This window comes from Bradyrhizobium sp. dw_78 (genome assembly GCF_018449525.1).
Taxonomy (GTDB): domain Bacteria; phylum Pseudomonadota; class Alphaproteobacteria; order Rhizobiales; family Xanthobacteraceae; genus Bradyrhizobium.
In genome coordinates, this window is record NZ_JAAVUS010000014.1 from 124958 (window position 1) to 144650 (window position 19693).

The 19693-nt window shown below is 62.5% G+C and carries 18 protein-coding genes; 9 read left to right on the forward strand and 9 right to left on the reverse strand.

Annotated elements, in window-relative coordinates:
* Nucleotides 1-6: 6 nt before the first annotated feature.
* The 3 genes from HB630_RS26815 to HB630_RS26825 form a co-directional block, all read right to left on the reverse strand.
* Nucleotides 7-1251: an NAD(P)/FAD-dependent oxidoreductase gene (locus HB630_RS26815; RefSeq protein WP_213775732.1), complete on the reverse strand. Its 1245-nt coding sequence runs from the start codon at nt 1249-1251 to the stop codon at nt 7-9.
* Nucleotides 1252-1362: 111 nt separating this feature from the next.
* Nucleotides 1363-3186 (reverse strand): translational GTPase TypA, encoded by a 1824-nt coding sequence (gene typA, locus HB630_RS26820; protein WP_213775733.1) that lies wholly within the window; start codon nt 3184-3186, stop codon nt 1363-1365.
* A gap of 235 nt (nt 3187-3421) precedes the next feature.
* The gene (locus tag HB630_RS26825; protein WP_213775734.1) at nt 3422-4183 is read right to left on the reverse strand and encodes a Crp/Fnr family transcriptional regulator; all 762 of its coding nucleotides are present in this window, start codon (nt 4181-4183) and stop codon (nt 3422-3424) included.
* 299 nt (nt 4184-4482) lie between these two features.
* Here HB630_RS26825 and HB630_RS26830 point away from each other — a divergent pair, with 299 nt between their 5' ends.
* Nucleotides 4483-4869 (forward strand): response regulator, encoded by a 387-nt coding sequence (locus tag HB630_RS26830; RefSeq protein ID WP_213775735.1) that lies wholly within the window; start codon nt 4483-4485, stop codon nt 4867-4869.
* Nucleotides 4870-4967: 98 nt separating this feature from the next.
* Here the strand turns inward: HB630_RS26830 and HB630_RS26835 are convergent, their stop codons facing one another.
* Nucleotides 4968-6539 carry an alkaline phosphatase D family protein gene (locus HB630_RS26835; RefSeq protein WP_213775736.1) on the reverse strand — a complete coding sequence of 524 codons (1572 nt, stop codon included), beginning with the start codon at nt 6537-6539 and terminating at the stop codon, nt 4968-4970.
* A gap of 181 nt (nt 6540-6720) precedes the next feature.
* Complete coding sequence (locus HB630_RS26840; RefSeq protein WP_213775737.1) at nt 6721-8142, reverse strand: TAXI family TRAP transporter solute-binding subunit; 1422 nt, start codon at nt 8140-8142, stop codon at nt 6721-6723.
* A gap of 204 nt (nt 8143-8346) precedes the next feature.
* On the opposite strand from HB630_RS26840, the gene HB630_RS26845 reads away from it, so the two are divergent.
* Together HB630_RS26845 and HB630_RS26850 are read left to right on the forward strand one after the other, a co-directional pair.
* Nucleotides 8347-8652 (forward strand): 4a-hydroxytetrahydrobiopterin dehydratase, encoded by a 306-nt coding sequence (locus tag HB630_RS26845; RefSeq protein WP_213775738.1) that lies wholly within the window; start codon nt 8347-8349, stop codon nt 8650-8652.
* A 238-nt stretch (nt 8653-8890) separates the two neighbouring features.
* Complete coding sequence (locus HB630_RS26850) at nt 8891-9262, forward strand: YkvA family protein (protein ID WP_213775739.1); 372 nt, start codon at nt 8891-8893, stop codon at nt 9260-9262.
* Nucleotides 9263-9270: 8 nt separating this feature from the next.
* Here the strand turns inward: HB630_RS26850 and HB630_RS26855 are convergent, their stop codons facing one another.
* The 3 genes from HB630_RS26855 to HB630_RS26865 all read right to left on the reverse strand — a co-directional run bounded on the left by HB630_RS26855 (nt 9271) and on the right by HB630_RS26865 (nt 12632).
* Nucleotides 9271-10446 carry a TAXI family TRAP transporter solute-binding subunit gene (locus HB630_RS26855; protein ID WP_213775740.1) on the reverse strand — a complete coding sequence of 392 codons (1176 nt, stop codon included), beginning with the start codon at nt 10444-10446 and terminating at the stop codon, nt 9271-9273.
* A gap of 45 nt (nt 10447-10491) precedes the next feature.
* Nucleotides 10492-11376, reverse strand: coding sequence for a hypothetical protein (locus HB630_RS26860; RefSeq protein ID WP_213775741.1), 885 nt, complete (start codon nt 11374-11376; stop codon nt 10492-10494).
* A 281-nt stretch (nt 11377-11657) separates the two neighbouring features.
* A complete protein-coding gene (locus HB630_RS26865) occupies nt 11658-12632 on the reverse strand; it encodes an NADPH:quinone oxidoreductase family protein (RefSeq protein WP_213775742.1) in 975 nt (324 codons plus the stop codon).
* Nucleotides 12633-12778: 146 nt separating this feature from the next.
* On the opposite strand from HB630_RS26865, the gene HB630_RS28535 reads away from it, so the two are divergent.
* The 6 genes from HB630_RS28535 (at nt 12779) to argG (ending at nt 18154) form a co-directional block, all read left to right on the forward strand.
* On the forward strand, nt 12779-13033 hold the full coding sequence (locus HB630_RS28535) for a hypothetical protein (protein ID WP_249781066.1): 255 nt from the start codon (nt 12779-12781) through the stop codon (nt 13031-13033).
* 189 nt (nt 13034-13222) lie between these two features.
* Nucleotides 13223-13777 carry an invasion associated locus B family protein gene (locus HB630_RS26875; RefSeq protein ID WP_249781071.1) on the forward strand — a complete coding sequence of 185 codons (555 nt, stop codon included), beginning with the start codon at nt 13223-13225 and terminating at the stop codon, nt 13775-13777.
* Between the two features lie 212 nt (nt 13778-13989).
* The gene (rlmN, locus tag HB630_RS26880) at nt 13990-15195 is read left to right on the forward strand and encodes a 23S rRNA (adenine(2503)-C(2))-methyltransferase RlmN (RefSeq protein WP_213775754.1); all 1206 of its coding nucleotides are present in this window, start codon (nt 13990-13992) and stop codon (nt 15193-15195) included.
* A gap of 130 nt (nt 15196-15325) precedes the next feature.
* Nucleotides 15326-15820 (forward strand): hypothetical protein, encoded by a 495-nt coding sequence (locus HB630_RS26885; protein WP_213775744.1) that lies wholly within the window; start codon nt 15326-15328, stop codon nt 15818-15820.
* A gap of 85 nt (nt 15821-15905) precedes the next feature.
* Entirely contained in the window at nt 15906-16682 is a 777-nt protein-coding gene (locus HB630_RS26890) for a phosphatase PAP2 family protein (RefSeq protein ID WP_213775745.1), read from the forward strand.
* 134 nt (nt 16683-16816) lie between these two features.
* Nucleotides 16817-18154: an argininosuccinate synthase gene (argG, locus tag HB630_RS26895; RefSeq protein WP_213775746.1), complete on the forward strand. Its 1338-nt coding sequence runs from the start codon at nt 16817-16819 to the stop codon at nt 18152-18154.
* Between the two features lie 323 nt (nt 18155-18477).
* Here argG and HB630_RS26900 read toward each other — a convergent pair.
* A partial coding sequence (locus HB630_RS26900) for an OmpA family protein (protein WP_249781067.1) occupies nt 18478-19693 on the reverse strand: 1216 nt, incomplete at its 5' end.

Below are 19693 nucleotides of genomic sequence, written 5' to 3' on the forward strand. Positions count from 1 at the left end.
CGGCCGTTAAGTTTTTGCCTGCGCGGCCAGCACTTCCCCCGCCGCCCTTTGCCCGCTCTCCAGTGCCCCATGCGCGGTCGAGAAAAAATTCGGCGAGGTGGCCTCGCCGGCAAAGAACAAGCGCCCATCGACCGGAGCCGCCAGCACTGCGCGTTTCCCTGCATGACCGGGCAAGGCGTGCGAATAAGAGCCGCGCGCGAACGGGTCGTGGGACCAGCGCGATTCGGACAGCGGCTTCAGTCTGCGGCGATAGTCGTTGCCGAGCAGGGCCGCGATCTCGTCGATGCTTTGCGCGGCGAGCGCGCCCGGGCCGGCGTCTTCCAGCGCCTGCGCAAAGCTGCCGCCGAAAAATCCCTCGATACAGGCCTGCCCGAACGGCCTCAGGTGAAAGGTGCCCATCGCGGTTCGCATGGTGGCGCCGCGCAGATTGCCGTCTTTCGGCAGTTGCTCCGGTTGATCCAGCGCCAGCATCACCTTGTCCGCAAGCCCGAGCGGCAAACCGCGCGCGGCGTCCACCTTTTCCGGCAGGGGCGGGTGAAAACCGATGGCCTGGTCGGCGATCAGATTGGTCGGCACGGTGACGATCACCTTGCCGGCCGTGAGCATGCCTTTGGAGGTCTCGATCTGCAGGCGTTTTCCGGAATGATCGATCCGCGTCACGTTGCAGTTGAATGCGCGCGGGCATGACGCGCCATAAGCGCCGATCAGCGCGCCATAGCCGCGCCGCACGCGCCAATTGATCTCGGTGTCCTCATAGGCCTCCATATCGAGGGTCGAGACCAAGTCGAGCTCGCAGCCGTTGATGTAGGTCGAGAGCGCGTCGATCATCGGATTCCAGCGATTGCCGGGCTCGAGACAGGTGCTCGCGGCGGGATCCTTGCCGGTCTTGGCGGCTCGCTCCGCGCGATCGTAGAACGCGTCGATCGCCTCGATGAAATCCTGCCGCTCCTGCAGCGGAAAGCCGGCGTCGAAACTCTGCTCGCGCCAGGGCGGGCGGGTCTTGTCGACCTCGAAATTCAGTTGCGCGGCGATACCGACGAACGGGTTCTTGTCGGCCGAATGCAGCCAGCCGCAGCCAAGATCGAAACTGATGTCGGGCGCGGCCATGATGGTGTGGGCGCGACCACCGACACGCTCACGCGCTTCCAGCACGATGACCGAGAGGCCGGAGTTGTTCAGAGCGTGTGCGGCGCCAAGGCCGGCCGCACCGGCGCCGATGATGGCGACATCGATTTCGGAGGGGAGGGACATTGGATTATCTCACCGTCGTCGTTCCGGGATGCGCCGTAAGGCGCAGGCCCCGGAAGGACGATCAATATTGCAAGCGATGAGGCCAAGTCAGATGAGGCTAAGCCAATAGCCTCACGCCACCACTTCCTTGGTCTTTTCGGCGCGCTTGCGTTCGTTGGCGTCGAGGTGACGCTTGCGCAGGCGGATCGACTTCGGCGTGATCTCGACCAGCTCGTCGTCCTCGATATAGGCCAGCGCCTTTTCCAGCGTCATCCGGATCGGCGGCGTCAGGCGCACCGCTTCATCCTTCGAGGTGGTGCGGATGTTGGTGAGCTGCTTGCCCTTGAGGATGTTGATCTCGAGATCGTTCTCGCGGGTGTGCTCGCCGACGATCATGCCCTTGTAGACCTTCCAACCGGGCTCGATCATCATCGGGCCGCGGTCTTCCAGCTTGAACATGGCGTAGGCCACGGCCTCGCCCTGATCGTTGGAGATCAGGACGCCGTTGCGGCGGCCCTGGATCTCGCCCTTATAGGGAAGGTAATTGTGGAACAGGCGGTTCATGATCGCCGTGCCCTTGGTGTCGGTCATCAACTCGCCCTGATAGCCGATCAGGCCGCGGGTCGGCGCGTAGAACACCAGCCGCAGCCGATTGCCGCCGGAGGGGCGCATCTCGATCATCTCGGCCTTGCGTTCGCTCATCTTCTGCACGACGACGCCGGAGAATTCCTCATCGACGTCGATCACGACTTCCTCGACCGGCTCCAGCAACTGGCCGTTCTCGTCCCTGGTCAGCACCACGCGCGGACGCGACACGCTGAGCTCGAAGCCTTCGCGGCGCATGGTCTCGATCAGGATCGCGAGCTGCAATTCGCCGCGGCCCGACACTTCCATGGAATCCCGGTCGGCGGCTTCGGTCACGCGCAACGCGACGTTGCCCTCGGCCTCGCGCAGCAGGCGGTCGCGGATCAGGCGGCTGGTGACCTTGTCGCCTTCGGTGCCGGCGAGCGGCGAGTTGTTGACGATGAACGACATCGATACCGTCGGCGGATCGATCGGTTGCGCCTGGATCGGAACCTCGACGCTCGGATCGCAGAAAGTATCGGCCACGGTGCCCTTGGGCAGGCCGGCGATCGCGACGATGTCGCCGGCTTCGGCCAGATCGACCGGCTGCCGTTCGAGACCGCGGAAGGCGAGGATCTTGGTGATGCGGCCGGTTTCGACCAGCTTGCCGTCGCGCGACAGCACCTTCACCGCCTGGTTCGGCTTGACCGAACCGGAGGCAATGCGGCCGGTGATGATGCGGCCGAGATAGGGGTTGGCCTCGAGAATGGTGCCGAGCAGCCGGAACGGGCCTTCCTCGACCACGGGCGGAGCCACGTGCTTGATGACGAGATCGAACAGCGGCTTCATGCCGACGTCGTGAGACGCGTCCGGTGTCGTTCCCATCCAGCCGTTTTTGCCAGATCCGTAGAGAATCGGAAAATCGAGCTGTTCGTCGGTAGCGTCGAGGGCGGCGAACAGGTCGAACACCTCGTTGACGACTTCGGTGACGCGAGCGTCCGGACGGTCGACCTTGTTGATGGCGACGATCGGCTTCAGGCCGAGCTTGAGCGCCTTGCCGACCACGAATTTGGTCTGCGGCATCGGACCTTCGGCGGCGTCCACCAGGACGATGACGCCATCGACCATCGACAGGATACGCTCGACCTCACCGCCGAAATCGGCGTGGCCCGGGGTGTCGACGATGTTGATCTGGGTGTCTTCCCAATGCACCGACGTGCATTTGGCCAGAATGGTGATGCCGCGCTCGCGCTCCAGGTCGTTGGAGTCCATGGCGCGCTCGACCTGCCGCTGGTTGTCGCGATAGGTGCCGGATTGCTGCAGCAACTTGTCGACCAGGGTAGTCTTGCCGTGGTCGACGTGGGCGATGATGGCAATATTGCGAAGGTTCATAGCTGTTCTTCTGGCTAGGCCAATGGCGGAGCGCGATCTCGCCGGAAAACCGGGACCCGCCCCTCGGAATAACGCTCAAATCCTTAAGATGTGACGGAGCTCGTGCCCCCAAAAAGGAGCCCGGCCAAAGAGACCGGGCACATCCTTACTCGTTGCGGCGCAATATATTCAGAAAAGGCCAAAAAACAATGGCTCGTTTCGCGCCCGGAGCCTTCATTTCGCGCCATGCGCCGGCTTAATTGTCTTTTTCGGGAGCCGGATAGACGCCCCGCAGCACTTCCTCGAAATGGCTTTTGACCGCCTCGTTGCACAGGCAGGCCCGGATACGCAGCGCTTCCGGGTTGCGGATCAGGATGGAACCGCGCCGGGTCTCCAGCACGCCTTCCGCCTTGAAGGTCTGGATCACGCGGCTGGTATAGCTGCGGCCGACGCCGAGCAAGGTCGCAAGCTGCTCATGGGTCAGCGGCACGGTGTTGTCGCCATTGGTGCGCTCCATCGCCGCTAGGATCCATTTCGCGGTGCGCTGCTCGATCGAATGGATCGCGTTGCAGGCGGTCGACTGGAAGATCTGGGCCAGCATGCAATCGGCATAGCGCGCGAAAACGCTGCGCAGCGTCGGCGAGATGGCTTTCGCAACTTCGAGTTTTCCGACTTTCAGGCGTGAGAACGGTCCGCTGAATTTGACCATGATGCGGGTATAGGCCGGCAGATAGCCTTGGCTGACAATGCCGCCGACTGCGCCTTCACGGCCGATCAGGATGGTCTCGACGTCGCGGCCGTCTTCATTGGACACGATGTACGACACCAGGCTCGGACCGCACGGAAAATGCACCGTCTCGACATTGTCGCCGGGGCTGTAGAGCAGATCGTTGGCCCTGGCCTTCTCATGCGTGAGGCCCGGCGCGATCAGAGCGAAATCGGCATCGCTCAGGCGCCGCAGAAGATTGTTGAATGGCCGCTCGCCGGCTTCGGCCGGTCGTTCATATCGCGTGAGCATCTCGAAGGTCCCGGTTTCCGGACCAGCAATAACCAATCGCAACGTTTAGAGCCTTATCGGTTCTGGCTGAATCGGAACCGGGCTCTAGCTTTTTGTTTTGACGCATTTTCTTCACGCGAACCGGAATCCACTTCGCCCGAAAATGCTATAGTTATGTTCACTAGTGAGCAGACTTTGGAACTGCAGCGTGATGGTCTTCGCAGCGGGAACCGTCGGTGTGCTCCTCGGAGGCGCCGATTTTAAGGCCGCCTTCCGGCTGTCGCCGGAGCAATCCACCAAAGCTTGAGCCTCGCGATACCATGAAGCCCGCTTCCGACGGTATGCCCAAGGACGTCCTGATTGTCGAGGACGATCCCATTATCGCGCTCGATTTTGAGGACACGATTCTTAGGTTCGGCGTGAAAGCGATACGAACCGCGGGAAACGTGGCGCAGGCGCTTCACCTGATCGGCGAGCGCGCGCCTGATTTCGCCCTGCTCGACGTCGGCCTGCTCCGCGAAAACAGTTTTGCGGTCGCCGAACGGCTCGATGCGCTGCGGGTTCCCTACGCCTTCGTCACCGGCTACGGCGCCGATGTCAGGCTTCCGGCCGCGTTCGCGGTTCGGCCACGATTGCCAAAACCCTTCTCGGTTGAAGCGCTGGAGGCTGTGTTGACACACGCCGCCTCGGGCGGGGCCAAGGGCTGACGGAATGTTTACCCCCATCCAAGGGTCATTCCGGGTTCGCGCCTCCGACGCGCCCCGGAATGACCAAGGACCAACGAAACCCGGGTCCGGTTCAGCGGTCAGCCGAGTTTTGGATCGAGCGTGGTCGACCATAGGGCCGTGTCGGCGCGGTCCCGCAGCGTCACCGTCATCCGTCCGGTCTTGCCCTCGATCTGTACATGACCGAAGAACTGCATGCCGTCCGACGGCGGCAGGTTCTGCTTTTCACCGGGCGCTTTGACGAACTTCACCTCGGGACCGAAGGTGTTGTCGAGTTCGTTCGGCCCGAAGGTGCCGGCGTGGAAGGGGCCTGAGACGAATTCCCAGAACGGCTCGAATTCCTGGAACTGCGCCTTGTCGGGGTTGTAGTAATGCGCCGCGGTGTAATGCACGTCCGCGGTCAGCCACACTGTATTGGTGATCCCGGCGGTCTTGATGAAGCGCAGGATGTCGGCGATCTCGAGTTCGCGGCCGCGCGGCGGGCCGTCGCCTTGCGCGAATGCTTCCGAGCCTTTCCGGTTGGCCCCATCGTCATAGACGATCAGGCTGAGCGGCATATCGGATGCGATCACCTTCCAGGTTGCCCGTGAATTCAACAGCGCGCGCTTCAGCCAGGCGAGCTGGTCGGGACCGATAAAATAGGCATCCGGGCCATAGCTGGTTTGCAGATTCGGTCCGTTGCCGCCGCGATAGCTGCGTTCGTCCAGCATGAAGACGTCGAGCAGAGGCCCGTAATTCAGCGTGCGGTAAACCCGGCCCGGTTCGACGATGCTCTCGCGCATCGGATACATCTCGTGAAACGCGCGGGAGGCGCGCGCTGCGAGCAGGGTGATGTCGCGCACCTTGTAGGTATCCGGGAGATGCTTGGAGATCGACCAGTTGTTGGTGACCTCGTGGTCGTCCCACTGCACGAAGATCGGCACATCGGCATTGAAAGCGCGCACATTGTTGTCGAGGAGATTGTACTTGTGCGCGGCACGATATTCGTCGAGCGTCTCGGCGACCTTGGCCTTTTCCGGGATCGTCATGTTCTTCCAGATCTTGCCGTCGGCGAGCTTCACCTCCGGGGCGATGACGCCGTCGGCATAGATGGTGTCGCCCGAGTGAAGCAGGAAATCCGGCCGGTGCTTGTGCATGGCGGCGTAGGTGACCATGCCGCCGTCGTCGGGATTGATGCCCCAGCCCTGTCCGGCGACGTCGCCGCCCCAGACGAAGCTGACGTCACGCCGGTCGGCCGGCGCGGTGCGGAAGCGGCCTACCACCGGCTCGCCCACCACGTCGGTATGCGACAGATCGCGGAAGCGGACGCGATAAAAAATGTCCTGTCCGGCGGGAAGGTTTTCGATCAGCATTTTCGCGGTGTAGTCGGTTTCGGGCAATGCCGCGATCGGCGGCAGCGCCCGCGCATTGGCAAAGGACTCGACGGTATCGACTTCGACCATCATCTGCGCCGGCCGGTCGGTGCGCGACCACACCACGCCGCCATCGGTGCCGACGTCGCCGGATTGCACGCCGTGGGTGACCATCGGCCGGTCGGCGGCGCGGCTGAGATAGGGCATGGCCAGCGTCGTGAAGCCGGTTGCAGCGGCGGTGGAAAGGAAGCGCCGGCGGGAAAGTCCACGGAAACCTTTGCGGGGAATTTTGACCGTCATGCGAGCCTCCTATAGCGTTTTCGAGCGAAGCGGATTCCGGTTCGCGTGAAGAAAACGCGTCCAACAAAATGATAGAGCCCAGTTCTGATTCAATCAGAACCGATAGGGCTCTTGATCGGCTGAAAGCTTCAACAGACCTAGGAAGATTTGATGACGGCCCGATTACAGAAGGCGCTTCCGTCTACAACGTTCCGGTGACCCGCAATGGGACGCCGGTGCGCGACAGGTTTTGCGGCACGCCGGTGAGAAGCGCCTTGCGGTCGGCCACGGCGTTGTGAAACTGCTCCAGCGCGATGTTGAAGGCGGTCAGCGCGCCTTCCGCGATGGCGCCATGTTCGAAGCAGAGCAGCGTGTTGCGCAGGATGTCGTCCGCTTCGGCCTGCATCCGGTCAAGCTCTTCGACGGAGTCGCAGCGGCGCGCCGCGGTCAGCATGTTCAGGAGATAGTCGCGCCGCGAACTATGGGTGTCGCGCTCGTCCTTCTTCAGATAGCCCGCGAACCATGCGCCTGCGGAGCCCATCGCCGAGAGCGCCATCAGCCCCCACCAGATGAAGTCGCTGTAGCGGTCGAGAAAGGTCTTTTCCTCGCCGTCGACAAACGCGGCTGCGCCCGGATGCACCGGGATCGCGGCATCCTTGTCGGTATCCGGCGTCTCGATTTTCGCGGCCAGCGGGAATTCCGCCATCACCTGGCGCCGGATCGCGAATAATTGCCGGGTGAAAGCGGCGATGGTCGATTCCGGCAAATCCTTGCGGGCCACGATGTGGTGGGCGAAGCTGATCGTCCTCACCTCGTCGTCGGGCCGGTCGGGCGAGCCGCCGAAGGCGCCGGCCGGGATTTCGGACGCTTCGTAATTGGGATGATTTTGGGCGATGGCTTCGGCGGAATCGATCGCGAGGAATGTCGGGGCGCCGCCATCGCGCGTCGATGCGGCGATCGCGTCCGTGGTGATCTTGCTGTTGACCGGCCCCGCGGCGAGATAGGCGTCCGCCTTCTGGCCGCGGATTGCTTCGATCACATCGGAGGCCGGAAACTGGACGATATCGACCTTGGCCGGATCGATGCCGTATTGCTGCAGGATCACCTTGAGCAAATTGACATTGGCCGGCGTGCGGCCGACGACGCCGATGCGGCGTCCGGAGAGTTGCGCAATTTTGGTGATCTTCGGCGCGGCCTTTCTGCCCTTGGCTTTCTTGGCGGGCGAAGGCGCCCACAGCACCGCGACGTTCTTGCGCAGCGTGGCCACAGCCTGGGCGTTTGCCGGCACGGCAAGATCGCCGCGGATGATCGCGAGATCGACCTTGCGGTCCGCCAGCGCCTGCGCGCTCGCGGCGGCGCCGTCGGTCGGCACCGGACGCAGACGAATATGGCTATGGGTCTGGGCAAAGCCCTGGGTCAGCGCCTGCACCACCTTGAGGTCATCGCTGTTTGCAGGGCCTACGGCTATCCGCAAGATCACCGGCCGCGTCTCGAAATAATAGGCGGCGGCCAGCGCGCCGATGATGGCGAGGATGCCGGCCAGGAGGATGAATGTCAGCCGCTGCTGCGCCGGGCGCGGCGATGGCGACACGGGCGCTTCGATCAGGTCCGGACCGTCGGTCATCGATCTCCTAAATAACCGTTTTGGGGTCAATCTGGGTCGCCAACGGGGCTGAACTCCAATTGTAGCAAATTTGGCGTCGATCCGGGGTTACATCCGCGTCATGGTTCCCTCCTTAGGCTTGGCGCGGGCGCTTTTATTCCGCGATGGATCCCGGGATCGTCCGGCGGTGTTAGAAGTGCGGGATCGCTTGAACGGGAGGATATCATGGCGGAACGGTTGTCGGCGGAAGCGCGGAAGCAGGCGCTGATGGGCTTGCCCGGCTGGGCGGATGCGCCGGGGCGCGAGGCAATTGGCCGCACCTTTATCTTCAGGAATTTCAGCGAAGCCTTCGGGTTCATGGCCCGCGTGGCATTGGCCGCCGAGAAAAACGACCATCATCCGGAGTGGCGGAACGTCTACAAGACGGTGGAAGTGGTGCTGGCCACCCATGACGCCGGCGGCGTCACCGCGCTCGACATCGAACTGGCAAAGGCCATGAATGCGATCGCGGGGCAGTTCGGGACAGGCTGAGCGGTTCCACGATCTTGCAGCGATGGCGTGACATCCCCAGCTAAGAAAGACCGCGGTGGTTTTCGATACGGGAAACGGTTTCGAGCCGAAGCCAGCCTGGACCTGATTCAGGGAGTGCAGGTTCGGATGAAGAAGACCCGTCAAGACGGAAACAGAAGTAAGACGGAAACAGAAGATTGAGAGCGACAGGCCGGTTCTGGTTCGATCGGAATCGATAAGCGCTTGGGGATCCCGCACGATGGCAACCGAACATACGGCAGGTTTCGAGCCGGCCGAGGAATTGGCCAAGGACCGCGAAAGCGTGAGGCGGCGCTTCTGGATCAAGCTGAAGCGAGTGGTGGCGCAACTGCCGTTCGCAGAAGATTTGCTGGCCGCGTATTATTGCGCCTTCGATAAGCAGACGCCGCGCCACGTGCAGGTCACGCTGCTGGGCGCGATCGCCTATTTCATCCTGCCGTTCGACTTCATCCCCGACATGATGCCGGTGCTCGGCTTCACCGATGATGCCGCGGTGCTCGCCACCGCGATCCGGCTGGTCGCAACCCACATCACGTCAGACCACCATGAAGCGGCGCGCGCCGCCTTGAAGCGGATGGGCGGGAACCGGTAGCCGGCGCTCTATTGCTGCGCCGGCCGGGCCTGCGCCTTGGCGTTTTGCGAGGCTTCCCAGGCCTGGAACTGCCTGAACAAGACTTCCTTGTCAGTGCTTGATTGCATCGCCGCCGCTGCCGGATTCTGCCGCAGGAACGTCTCGAATCGTTCGCGCGTCAGCGGCTCGATGCCGTGCTTGTCCAGCCATTCCTGGGCCGGAGGGAAACGGGTCCAGCCGGGGAGCGGCGCCGACAGCGAAACCTCCTTCCATTTCGGATGGAAGGGCGGCCTCTGGAACTGGGGGAACTTGGTGAAGAAAGCGTCCACGAACAGTGAAAGCTTTCGATAGCGATCGGTCTTCGGCGCCCAATTATAGGCCGCGAGCAGCGCCGGCACCGCGATGGTATCGACCGTCTCGCCGTCCGCGATCAGGTTCGGATAATCCTTCGAGGTCAGCGTCGCCGGCAGATAGTCGCCTTGCAGCGGCCTTTCATAATCCACCTTCACGAGATGGAAGCGGCCGCCATCGTTGGTAAAGGACGAGACCGACTTGTACGGCTTGCCGCCGACGACGATCACGGCATCGACCTCGCCCTTCTTCAGCTTCTCCATCGCGACGCGCTGTTCGATATAGACCCAGTTCGCCTTCATCCCGAGCCGCTCGGCCACCGTCAACACGGTGACGAAGGTGCTGCCGTTCGGCAAGTCGACGCTGACGGTCTTGCCCTCCAGATCCCGCAGGCTCCGGATCGACTTCGAGGCGATGATCTGCATTTCCTCGTTGTAGAGCTTGGTCACGTAGGTGAACTGCCGCTTGATGTCTTTCGCAAACCCCTTCTTTTCGAGGTAGTCGAGCGTGTCGGCGCGCACGACGCCGATGTCGACGCCCTGCAGGAACAGGATGTCGGCGACGCTCTGCACGGAGCCGCGACCGACGATCGGCAGCACGCGCAGATTGTTGCCGTCGTCGAGCACGGAAGCAAGGTCGGCGCCGAACTGCACATAGGTGCCGCCGATGGTGCCGGTGATGCATGTCACCGTGTTTTCGTTCAGCGCCTGCTTGGTCGCGGCCGAACCGAACTGGAAGATTGCCTTGAGGCTGTCACTGACCTTGGCGGGGTCATATTCGTCCTGCTCGGCTCGCGCTACCATGCCAAAAGTCATCGCGATGACGAATATCGCCAACCCAACCAAACGACGCATATTTATCCCCCGCCCTATGAAAATCAGTCCATGCTACGAAGATTATTATTGCATCTGAGCCAGGCGTTGCTGCGCGTCCGCCGACCCAAGCTCGGCCGCCTTCTCGTACCAGCTCCGCGCCGCCGCCAGATCAGGCGTGATGTTCCTGACGTCCTGCGTTCCCAGCACCGCCGGGTCGTAGGTCTGGCCAAGCATGAAGGCGGCGCTGGCCTCCTGCGCGTCGGCAGCCCGCTCCAGCAGCAGACGGGCCGATGTGATGTCGCCGACGGTGAGCAGAGTCTTTGCCCGGTTCATCATTCCCGCCAGCGTGTCCGAATCGAGCCTCCTTGCCGGCTGAACCGGAGCCGGGGGCTGAATTTCGGGCTGAATCTGACGGGCGGTTTTAAGTGCGGCGGAGATTTCCTCGCGTGAGGGCGTGGCTGCGACCGCCGGGGTCTGAGCAGACGGTATCTGACCATTGCCGGTCGTCGTCTGGCCAACGGCGGCGGGTTGTACGCCCAGTGTGGCCACCTGGACGGAATTTGCCAGCCGCGGCTTGGCCGCGGGGAGCTGGGCTACGGCGGTCCCGGATTGGTTTCGGGTCGCCGCGGTTACCGCCGCCAGCGAAGCCTTGGCGTTGACGATGATCGCACGCGTGGTGTCGGTCGAAAACAACGACGCAACAGCTGCCGCCGCCAAGATGGCCACGGAACCCGCGAGAACCCGCGAAGCGGTAAATGTCCGTTTCCGAGGACGCTCCCGAACATATTCGTAGGGTTGCGGCTCGGTTTCTTCGAATTCATCCGACAGGAAGAGCGGGACGGCGTCGTCCGGAATATGCGCTACGCCTGCTTTTCTATATGGATAGCGCCCAAATCGCGGGCCGTTTGTATCGTAATCAAAGGTGTCGACGCTTGAGTCTGATTGAAAACGCCTGGTCTTCTCCAGCATTGTGATGCCTCCCCACAGCCAATACGCAACGACTGGGCACCACCGGCCTCGCCTTTCTTCCCCGTGCGCCCATTGGTTGAGTAAATCGCCCGGAGAATCAGCCCAAAACACGACCTTCCGTGGCGCAAATTGGGAGATATTAAGGTATAATTAAGGCGTAGCGGCGAAGTTCACAGCGTTTTTACAAAATCGCAACGTTCCGATTAAATGAGATTTATAATTTGATAGATTCATAAATTCGCAGCCGCTCCGGCAATTCGCTTCGCCACTGCGTCCCCGCATCACGGATGCAGGATCACCTTGCCCATCGCCTTGCGGCCGGCGAGCACCTTCAAGGCGTCGGCGGTTTGCGCCAAGGGGAAGGTGCGATCGACATGCGATGAGATCTTGCCTTCCGCGGTCCACTTCACCAGCTTCTCAAGATTGGCGCGGTTCTTGTCCGGGTTGAGCCGCGCCCACGCGCCCCAGAACACCCCGCGGATATCGCAACCCTTGAGCAAGGCCAGGTTGAGGGGCATTTTCGGAATGTCTCCGGCGGCAAAACCGATGACGAGAAAGCGGCCTTCCCACGCGATCGCGCGCAGCGCAGCCTCGGCATATGCGCCGCCGACCGGATCAAAAATAATGTCCGCGCCTTTGCCGTTGGTCAGCCGGCGCAGGCCCTCCTTCAAATCTTCCTTGGCGTAATTCAGTGTCAGTTCGGCGCCATGCGTCTTGGCGAATTCGAGCTTCTCGTCCGACGAGGCGCAGGCGATCACCTTCAGGCCCATCAATCGGCCGAGTTCGCAGGCCGCAAGCCCGGTGCCGCCGGCGGCGCCGAGCACGGCAAGCGTTTCGCCCGGCTTGGGGCTGGCGCGGTCTTCCAGCGCATGCAGCGCGGTGCCGTAGATGATGATGATCCCGGCGGCGCGATCGAAATCCAGATTGTCCGGAATCTTGACGATGGAATTCGCCGGCAGCGCGATCTTTTCACGGGCCCCGTTATGGCCGCAGGAAGCGATGACGCGGTCGCCGACCTTGAGCTCGGTTACGCCGGCGCCAACGCTTTCGATCACGCCCGCGACTTCCGCGGCCGGCGAGAATGGAAAGGGCGGTTTGACCTGGTATTTGCCCTGGATCATCAGGATGTCGAAGAAATTCAGCGCCGCCGCCTTGATCGCGATCACGGCCTGGCCGGCTTCCGCGACAGGATCCGGCACCTCCGCCAGCACCAGGTCGTCGGGCTGGCAATATTGCGAGCAGAGAATGGCTTTCATGGGCGCACCTGATTTTCGGACGCAAAATGGCTCGTTGTTTCATGCCGGATTTGAGGCCGGGCGACAATCCGATTTCCGCTTCTCATGGCGAGGCGGCGCGCTTGCGCCGCCCTCGGACAGAATCAAACGATGTTTGAAACAGCCTGTTGGCGGGGAAGCGGATTCTGATTCCCGGCGCAGAGGCGACCGCAATCCGCGGCGACATTCGCGGCGGCGCTGAACTCGGCGCCATGATCGATATGGTGTGGCGTGAGGCGCTGCTCGATATTCCGGTCAACAATGCCGCCGCGCATGTGCCGGCGCCGAGGACTTGTTGCGGTGGACCGATGCGCAACGGGAAAACAGCGCGCGGCGCGCGCGAAAGATTGTGGGCGGAGATTGACGGACCAGCGTTGCCGTGAATTTGCGCGTCGTCGTCCGGCGCGCCGGTTTGGAATCACGCAACCGCCTTTCCAAAAAGATATTTGCCCGTTATCCATCGGCGCGGTCGCCGGGGCGAATCGGGCCATCTTCCAGTCACAATGATAAGGGAACCAGATTCGGTCATGTCCGTGCGGCGATCTCTGGCAATTCTGGCTGTAAGCGTGCTGATGGGCGGGGTTGCGATCCCCGCGCAGAGCGCATCGCCCAAGGTCGCGGCCAAGCCAGTCGCCGCCAAACCTGATACCAAGCCTGCCGTCGCCGCTGCGGGTGGCGCGGAGCCGACATTGATCGGCCAGTTCGGCACCTGGGGCGCCTACACAGCATCGCCGAACGGCAAGAAAGTATGCTTTGCACTTGCAAAGCCGTCGTCGTCGAAGACCAACCCGCCGAACCGTCCGCGCGATCCGGCCTATGCCTTCGTTTCCACGCGTCCGGCGGAAAAGGTCATGAACGAAGTTTCGATCATGATCGGCTATACGGTCAAGCCGGGCTCGGAATCGACGCTGGAAGCCGGCGGCGCCACCTATGCGATGTATACCCAGGGCGACGGGCTCTGGATCAAGAACGCCGCCGAGGAAGAGCGCATGGTCGAGGCGATGCGCAAAGCCGCCGATGTCGTGGTCAAGGCCGTTTCGGCAAAGGGCACCGAGACGACGGATACTTTTTCGGCGAAAGGGCTCTCCCAGGCGCTCGACCGGTTGGCGCAGGATTGCCGGCGCTGAAGTCAGCTTCGGTTTTGTTGATTCGGTCCCGTTGATCTAGCTGGTTTGGACATGATCTTTTCCGACCGCCGATGGCGGCTTTGCGCCGACGAAGCTTCCGGCCCGGGTTCATGCCTGGGCCGCTCATTTCGCCCGAAACCCATGCGTTTGATGCCTTTCCAGCGGATGCCGGAAGGCCTATCTGATGTTCCATGACGGACAGCCTGACCCATATGACCGCAGCCGGTTCCATCGCCAGCGCGCCGCTGGAAAAGATCGCGCTCGAAACCTATGTGCCGCCGGCCAAGCCGTCGCTGATCGGCTTGTCGCGCGCGGAACTTGCCGAGCGTTTGGGGACGATCGGCGTGGCGCCGGCGCAGCGCAAGATGCGCGCGCAACAGCTTTGGCACTGGATCTATTTCCGCGGCGCCGCGACGTTCGACCAGATGACCAGCATTTCCAAGGAAATGCGCGGCCAGCTCGAACAGCATTTCACCGTCGCGCGGCCCGAGGTGGTCGCCGAGCAGATTTCCAACGACGGCACCCGCAAATGGCTGCTCCGCCTCCCGAGCGGCGATGCGGTCGAGAAAGCGCACGAGGTCGAGTGCGTCTATATTCCGGAAACCGATCGCGGGACGCTGTGTGTGTCTTCGCAGGTCGGCTGCACGCTGAATTGCTCGTTCTGTCACACTGGCACGCAGCGGCTGGTGCGCAATCTGACCGCGGGCGAAATCGTCGGCCAGGTGATGGTGGCGCGCGATCGCCTCAACGACTGGGCCGACCGTGACACGCCGGGCGGCGGCCGGCTCGTCACCAATGTCGTCATGATGGGCATGGGTGAGCCGCTGTATAATTTCGACGCGGTGCGCGACGCGCTGCTGATCGTTGCCGACAATGAGGGCATCGGCATTTCCCGCCGCCGCATCACGCTGTCGACCTCGGGCGTGGTGCCGAACATCGTGCGTGCCGGCGAAGAGATCGGCGCCATGCTGGCAATCTCGCTGCATGCGGTGCGCGACGAATTGCGCGACGAGCTGGTGCCGTTGAACCGGAAATATCCGATTGCCGAATTGCTGCAGGCCTGCCGCGACTATCCGGCCTCGTCGAATGCGCGGCGAATCACCTTCGAATATGTCATGCTTAAAGGTGTCAACGATTCGCTCGACGACGCCAGGCTGCTGGTGAAGCTGCTGAAAGGTATTCCGGCCAAGATCAATCTCATTCCGTTCAACCCATGGCCCGGCACGGCTTACGAATGCTCGGATTGGAATCAGATCGAGAAATTCTCGGAATATATTTTCGACGCCGGCTATTCCTCGCCGGTGCGCACGCCGCGCGGCCGCGATATTCTTGCCGCCTGCGGTCAGCTGAAATCGGAAACCGAAAAACTGTCGGCGCGCGAGCGGCAGGCGCTGCGCGCCATGGCGATGACGGATTAGACATGAGGCGACGCATAATCGTCATGCCCGGCCCAGTGCCGGGCATTTGCATCTTTTTTCGCTGCAATCGTACAGACAGGTGGGAGACCGGGGCGACGTCAGCGCTACCGCTCGATGCTGGATTCGCTTCATGGTGCTGATCGGCCGGCTGTTCGTCATTTTGTTCGCATCTTTCGCCGCCTGTCTGGTGGCGGGAATGATCGTGGTCGTCGCGGTGCTGTTTCCGGAATTCAGCGATCTCGGAGCCGGCCCGGTCGATCCCGGTGCGCTGAACATCGTGCTCGGCTTCGGTTTCATCTTCGTCAGCGGCTTTGCGCTGTTGCCGGCGATGATTGTGGTCCTGATCACAGAGGCCTTTTACGTACGAAGCGCACTTGCCTATGCGGTCGGCGGCGGGTTGGTCGGTCTTGCCTGCTATCTCGGCCTGGTCCCGTTCAATACGACGACGCTGCAATTTGAAGGCATCGTTCGCCGTCACCTCGAAATCATGACCGGCGCGGGCATCGTTGCGGGCGTCGTCTACTGGATGATCGCAGGCCGCAATGCCGGCGCATGGCGGCAGCCGCCGCCACCTCCGCTTCGGCCGCCGCCGCCATTGCCATCCAATTCCAGGCCGCCGACGTGAGAGGGGGCGTCATTGCATTTCTACCCATCAGGGAGGCCTCGGCCGGGTCTTTCCATGCCCGGCGCCCTCGGTTAAACCCCGCGCCATGAACCGGACCGGACTCTTCATCGCGCTCGCTCTGATGCTTGTGATCGAGCTCTTGTTCGGGATTTATCCCGAGCTCGATCTCAAACTCGCCGCGTTGTTCTACGATCCGGCGACGCATACGTTCCCGCTGAAACTCAGCACCGCCGCCGTGATCGCGCGCGACAGTGCGATGTGGGTCGCATGGGCCTTCGCCCTGCCGGCGATTGTCGCGTTGATCGTCAAGCTGGTGCGGCCGGACCGGCCGCTGTTGATCTCCGGGCGCGCCGTCGCCTTCCTGCTGGTGACCTTGACGCTTGCCGCGGGCCTTCTCACCAATTTCAGCTTCAAGGCCTATTGGGGCCGCCCGCGCCCGGTGATGGTGGCGCAATTCAACGGCCCGCAGCCTTTCGTGCCGTGGTGGGATCCACGTGGCAGCTGCCACAAGAACTGTTCGTTCTTCTCCGGCGAGGGCGCGACGGCGTTCTGGACCTATGCGCCGGCGGTGCTGGCGCCACCGGCCTGGCGGCCGCTGGCTTATGCCGGAGCGGCCCTGTTCGGCGTGATCACCGGCGGGCTCCGGATGGCGTTCGGCGGGCACTTTTTTACCGATGTGGCGACCGCCGGCCTGGTCACGTTTCTGGTGATCTGGCTTGTCCACGGCTATATCTACCGATGGCCCCGGACCCGCCTCACCGACGAGGACGTCGATGCCGCGTTGACGCGTTTTGCCTGGCCCGGCTATCGCCTCCGCCAGCGCTGGCTCGGACGCGACGTCGGCGCCGCGCCGACCGCGTGAATGACCTGATAACGCCAGCCACCTATTAAACGCGTGCCCATTGGCGTGAAATTTGATATTCGCGCGTTCAAGGCCTTTGCGATTCTGATTGAATCAGAACCGGGCTTTGGAAATTTCGATCGATTGGAAGTTTGATGAGTACGATCTTGAAAAGCCTGCCCACAGGGGAAAAAATCGGCATCGCCTTCTCGGGCGGTCTCGACACCAGCGCGGCGCTGCTGTGGATGAAGCAAAAAGGCGCCCGCGTTTTTGCCTATACCGCCAACCTCGGCCAGCCCGACGAGACCGACTACGACGAGATTCCGCGTAAAGCGCTGGAGTTCGGCGCCGAAAAGGCGCGGCTCGTGGATTGCCGCATGCAATTGGTGCATGAAGGCATTGCCGCCATCCAATCGGGCGCTTTCCACATCTCGACCGGCGGCATCACCTATTTCAACACCACGCCGCTCGGCCGCGCCGTGACCGGCACGATGCTGGTTTCGGCCATGAAGGAGGACGGCGTCAACATCTGGGGTGACGGCTCCACCTTCAAAGGCAACGATATCGAGCGTTTCTACCGCTACGGCCTGCTGACCAATCCGAGCTTGCGGATCTACAAGCCCTGGCTCGACCAGCAGTTTATCGATGAACTGGGCGGCCGCGCCGAGATGTCGGCATTCATGACCGCATGCGGCTTCGCCTACAGGATGAGCGCCGAAAAGGCGTATTCGACCGACAGCAATATCCTCGGTGCGACCCACGAGGCCAAGGACCTCGAGAGCCTGGACAGCGGCATCAAGATCGTCAATCCGATCATGGGTGTGCCGTTCTGGCGCGACGATTGCAGCGTCAAGGCCGAGAAGGTCGTTGTGCGTTTCACGGAGGGCCAGCCGGTCGCGCTGAACGGCCAGACATTCGCCGATCCGGTCGCGCTGTTCCTCGAGGCCAATGCCATCGGCGGCCGGCATGGCCTTGGCATGAGCGACCAGATCGAGAACCGGATCATCGAGGCCAAGAGCCGCGGCATTTACGAAGCTCCCGGCATGGCGCTGCTGCACATCGCCTATGAACGGCTGATCACCGGCATCCACAACGAAGATACCATCGAGCAATACCGGATCAGCGGCCTGCGCCTTGGCCGATTGCTCTACCAGGGGCGATGGTTCGATTCCCAGGCGCTGATGCTGCGTGAAACCGCCCAGCGTTGGGTGGCTCGCGCGGTCACCGGTGAGGTGACACTCGAGCTGCGCCGTGGCAACGATTACTCGATCCTGAACACCGAGAGCCCCAATCTGACCTATCAGCCGGAACGGCTGAGCATGGAGAAGGTGGAGGATGCGGCATTCACGCCGGCGGACCGTATCGGACAGCTGACGATGCGCAACCTCGACATCGCCGATACCCGTACCAAGCTGGATCTCTACTCAAAGACGGGCCTGCTATCGACCGGGGAAGGCTCCCAGATTTTCAAACTCGATAGCGACAAGAACTGAAACATGCGGGTAGCCGCTCGCTTTTTTTAACGCGAATACGTCAGTGCGAGCGTTAGCGAAGCAATCCAGACTCCGTCATTCCGGGGCGATGCGAAGCATCGAACTACGATGTGCAATTGCACATCGGAGAATCTCGAGATTCTCAGATGCGCATTGCGCATCTGAGGTCTGGTCCTTCGGATCATCCCGGAATGACACGTGAAATTCATCCCAGCGCCGTCGGTCTCTTCCGGCCGGTCCGCGCATCGCAATGATGAACTCTCTTACGATCCTAGATAAAATTAGCCGGGATTTCTCCCGGCCATTTTCGTTTGACACGCGCCTTACCGCGGCGGAGGAGGTGGCGGCAGCGAGGCCGCCCCGCCGTCGAGCAGCGGCGTGATGCGGCGGACGGTGACGCGGCGGTTGATGCGGCTCGGCCCGTCAGTCTGTTCTTTCGGATATTGCGAGCCGTAGCCTTGCGACACCAGGTTTTCCGCCGGCACGCCGAATTGCTGGGTCAGCAGTTCGGCGGCGGATTCCGCGCGCCGGTCCGACAGCGACAGGTTATCGGTATCGTTGCCGACCGCGTCGGTATGGCCTTCGATCAGGAATACCTCGCGCGGGTTACGCTGGATCGCGCGGTTCAGCCCGTCCGCGATCACCTGGAGCTTTGCCGCCTGATCGGGCGGAATTTCCCACGATCCGGTGTCGAAATTGATGGTGTTGAGGTCGATGCTCGGCATCAACAGCCGCACCCCCGGACTGTAGCGGATTTCGTCGAGCGAGTAGCGGCGTTCGATGCGGTCCACCGGCGGCGCTTCCATGGTGTCGTAGATCAGGTCCGGTGGCGCGCCGTCGGCGTCGACGATATAGCGGTCATAGGGAATGCCGATCACCGGCGGCGGCAGATCGACATAGAAGCCGCCGGCCGCGCGCGGATCGCGATAGCTGTTGTCGATGATGACGATCTCGCGGCCTTGCGGATCCCTGCGGATCCGCCGCAACAATCGGCCATCGGCGCCGACCACCGTGATGATCTGGCTGCCGTCGGGGCGGATGACGATGGTGCGGTTTTCGTCGCCGACTCGCTCGGTCCGGATGTCACGCGCGCCGAAACGGAAGCGGTCGACCTCGTTGTGCCGGATGAATTCCTGACCGCCGGGATCGCGGACGATGACGCGGCCGGGTTCGGTGATGACGGTGCGGCCGCCTTCCTGGACCTCGTGCCGCTCGCTGCGGAAGTCGTCGAGGCGGCGCGGCCCTGGCGCCGCGGCGCCCGGAGCAATCGGCCTCAATTCCTGGGTTGGCGTCGGTGCGGCCGGCAACGGTGTCGCTATCGAAGGCGGTGCCCGACGGGTAAACGGCACGCCGGCGGGAGCGCCGGGCGCTTCGGGCGGCCGGCGGGCCTGTCCGCCCGGAGCATTTGGCGACTGAACGGCGTTCGGCTGCGCGGCGGGCGCGGCATTGGGAGCAGGATTATTGGCTGGCGCGGTCCTGACGTTCGGCGCCGCCGAAGGTGAGGTCTGCGTCTGTGGCGTTGCGGGAGGCCCTGGTGGC

Coding starts and splice junctions, on each gene's coding strand:
- HB630_RS26885 (WP_213775744.1), top strand. CDS start 15,326: ATGGTGCTGATCGGCCGGCTGTTCGTCATTTTGTTCGCATCTTTCGCC.
- HB630_RS26825 (WP_213775734.1), bottom strand. CDS start 4,183: ATGCTCACGCGATATGAACGACCGGCCGAAGCCGGCGAGCGGCCATTC.
- HB630_RS26840 (WP_213775737.1), bottom strand. CDS start 8,142: ATGACCGACGGTCCGGACCTGATCGAAGCGCCCGTGTCGCCATCGCCG.
- HB630_RS26860 (WP_213775741.1), bottom strand. CDS start 11,376: ATGCTGGAGAAGACCAGGCGTTTTCAATCAGACTCAAGCGTCGACACC.
- HB630_RS26875 (WP_249781071.1), top strand. CDS start 13,223: ATGGGCGGGGTTGCGATCCCCGCGCAGAGCGCATCGCCCAAGGTCGCG.
- HB630_RS26830 (WP_213775735.1), top strand. CDS start 4,483: ATGAAGCCCGCTTCCGACGGTATGCCCAAGGACGTCCTGATTGTCGAG.
- HB630_RS26835 (WP_213775736.1), bottom strand. CDS start 6,539: ATGACGGTCAAAATTCCCCGCAAAGGTTTCCGTGGACTTTCCCGCCGG.
- HB630_RS26815 (WP_213775732.1), bottom strand. CDS start 1,251: ATGTCCCTCCCCTCCGAAATCGATGTCGCCATCATCGGCGCCGGTGCG.
- HB630_RS26890 (WP_213775745.1), top strand. CDS start 15,906: ATGAACCGGACCGGACTCTTCATCGCGCTCGCTCTGATGCTTGTGATC.
- HB630_RS26855 (WP_213775740.1), bottom strand. CDS start 10,446: ATGCGTCGTTTGGTTGGGTTGGCGATATTCGTCATCGCGATGACTTTT.
- HB630_RS26845 (WP_213775738.1), top strand. CDS start 8,347: ATGGCGGAACGGTTGTCGGCGGAAGCGCGGAAGCAGGCGCTGATGGGC.
- HB630_RS26850 (WP_213775739.1), top strand. CDS start 8,891: ATGGCAACCGAACATACGGCAGGTTTCGAGCCGGCCGAGGAATTGGCC.
- HB630_RS26865 (WP_213775742.1), bottom strand. CDS start 12,632: ATGAAAGCCATTCTCTGCTCGCAATATTGCCAGCCCGACGACCTGGTG.
- argG (WP_213775746.1), top strand. CDS start 16,817: ATGAGTACGATCTTGAAAAGCCTGCCCACAGGGGAAAAAATCGGCATC.
- typA (WP_213775733.1), bottom strand. CDS start 3,186: ATGAACCTTCGCAATATTGCCATCATCGCCCACGTCGACCACGGCAAG.
- rlmN (WP_213775754.1), top strand. CDS start 13,990: ATGACCGCAGCCGGTTCCATCGCCAGCGCGCCGCTGGAAAAGATCGCG.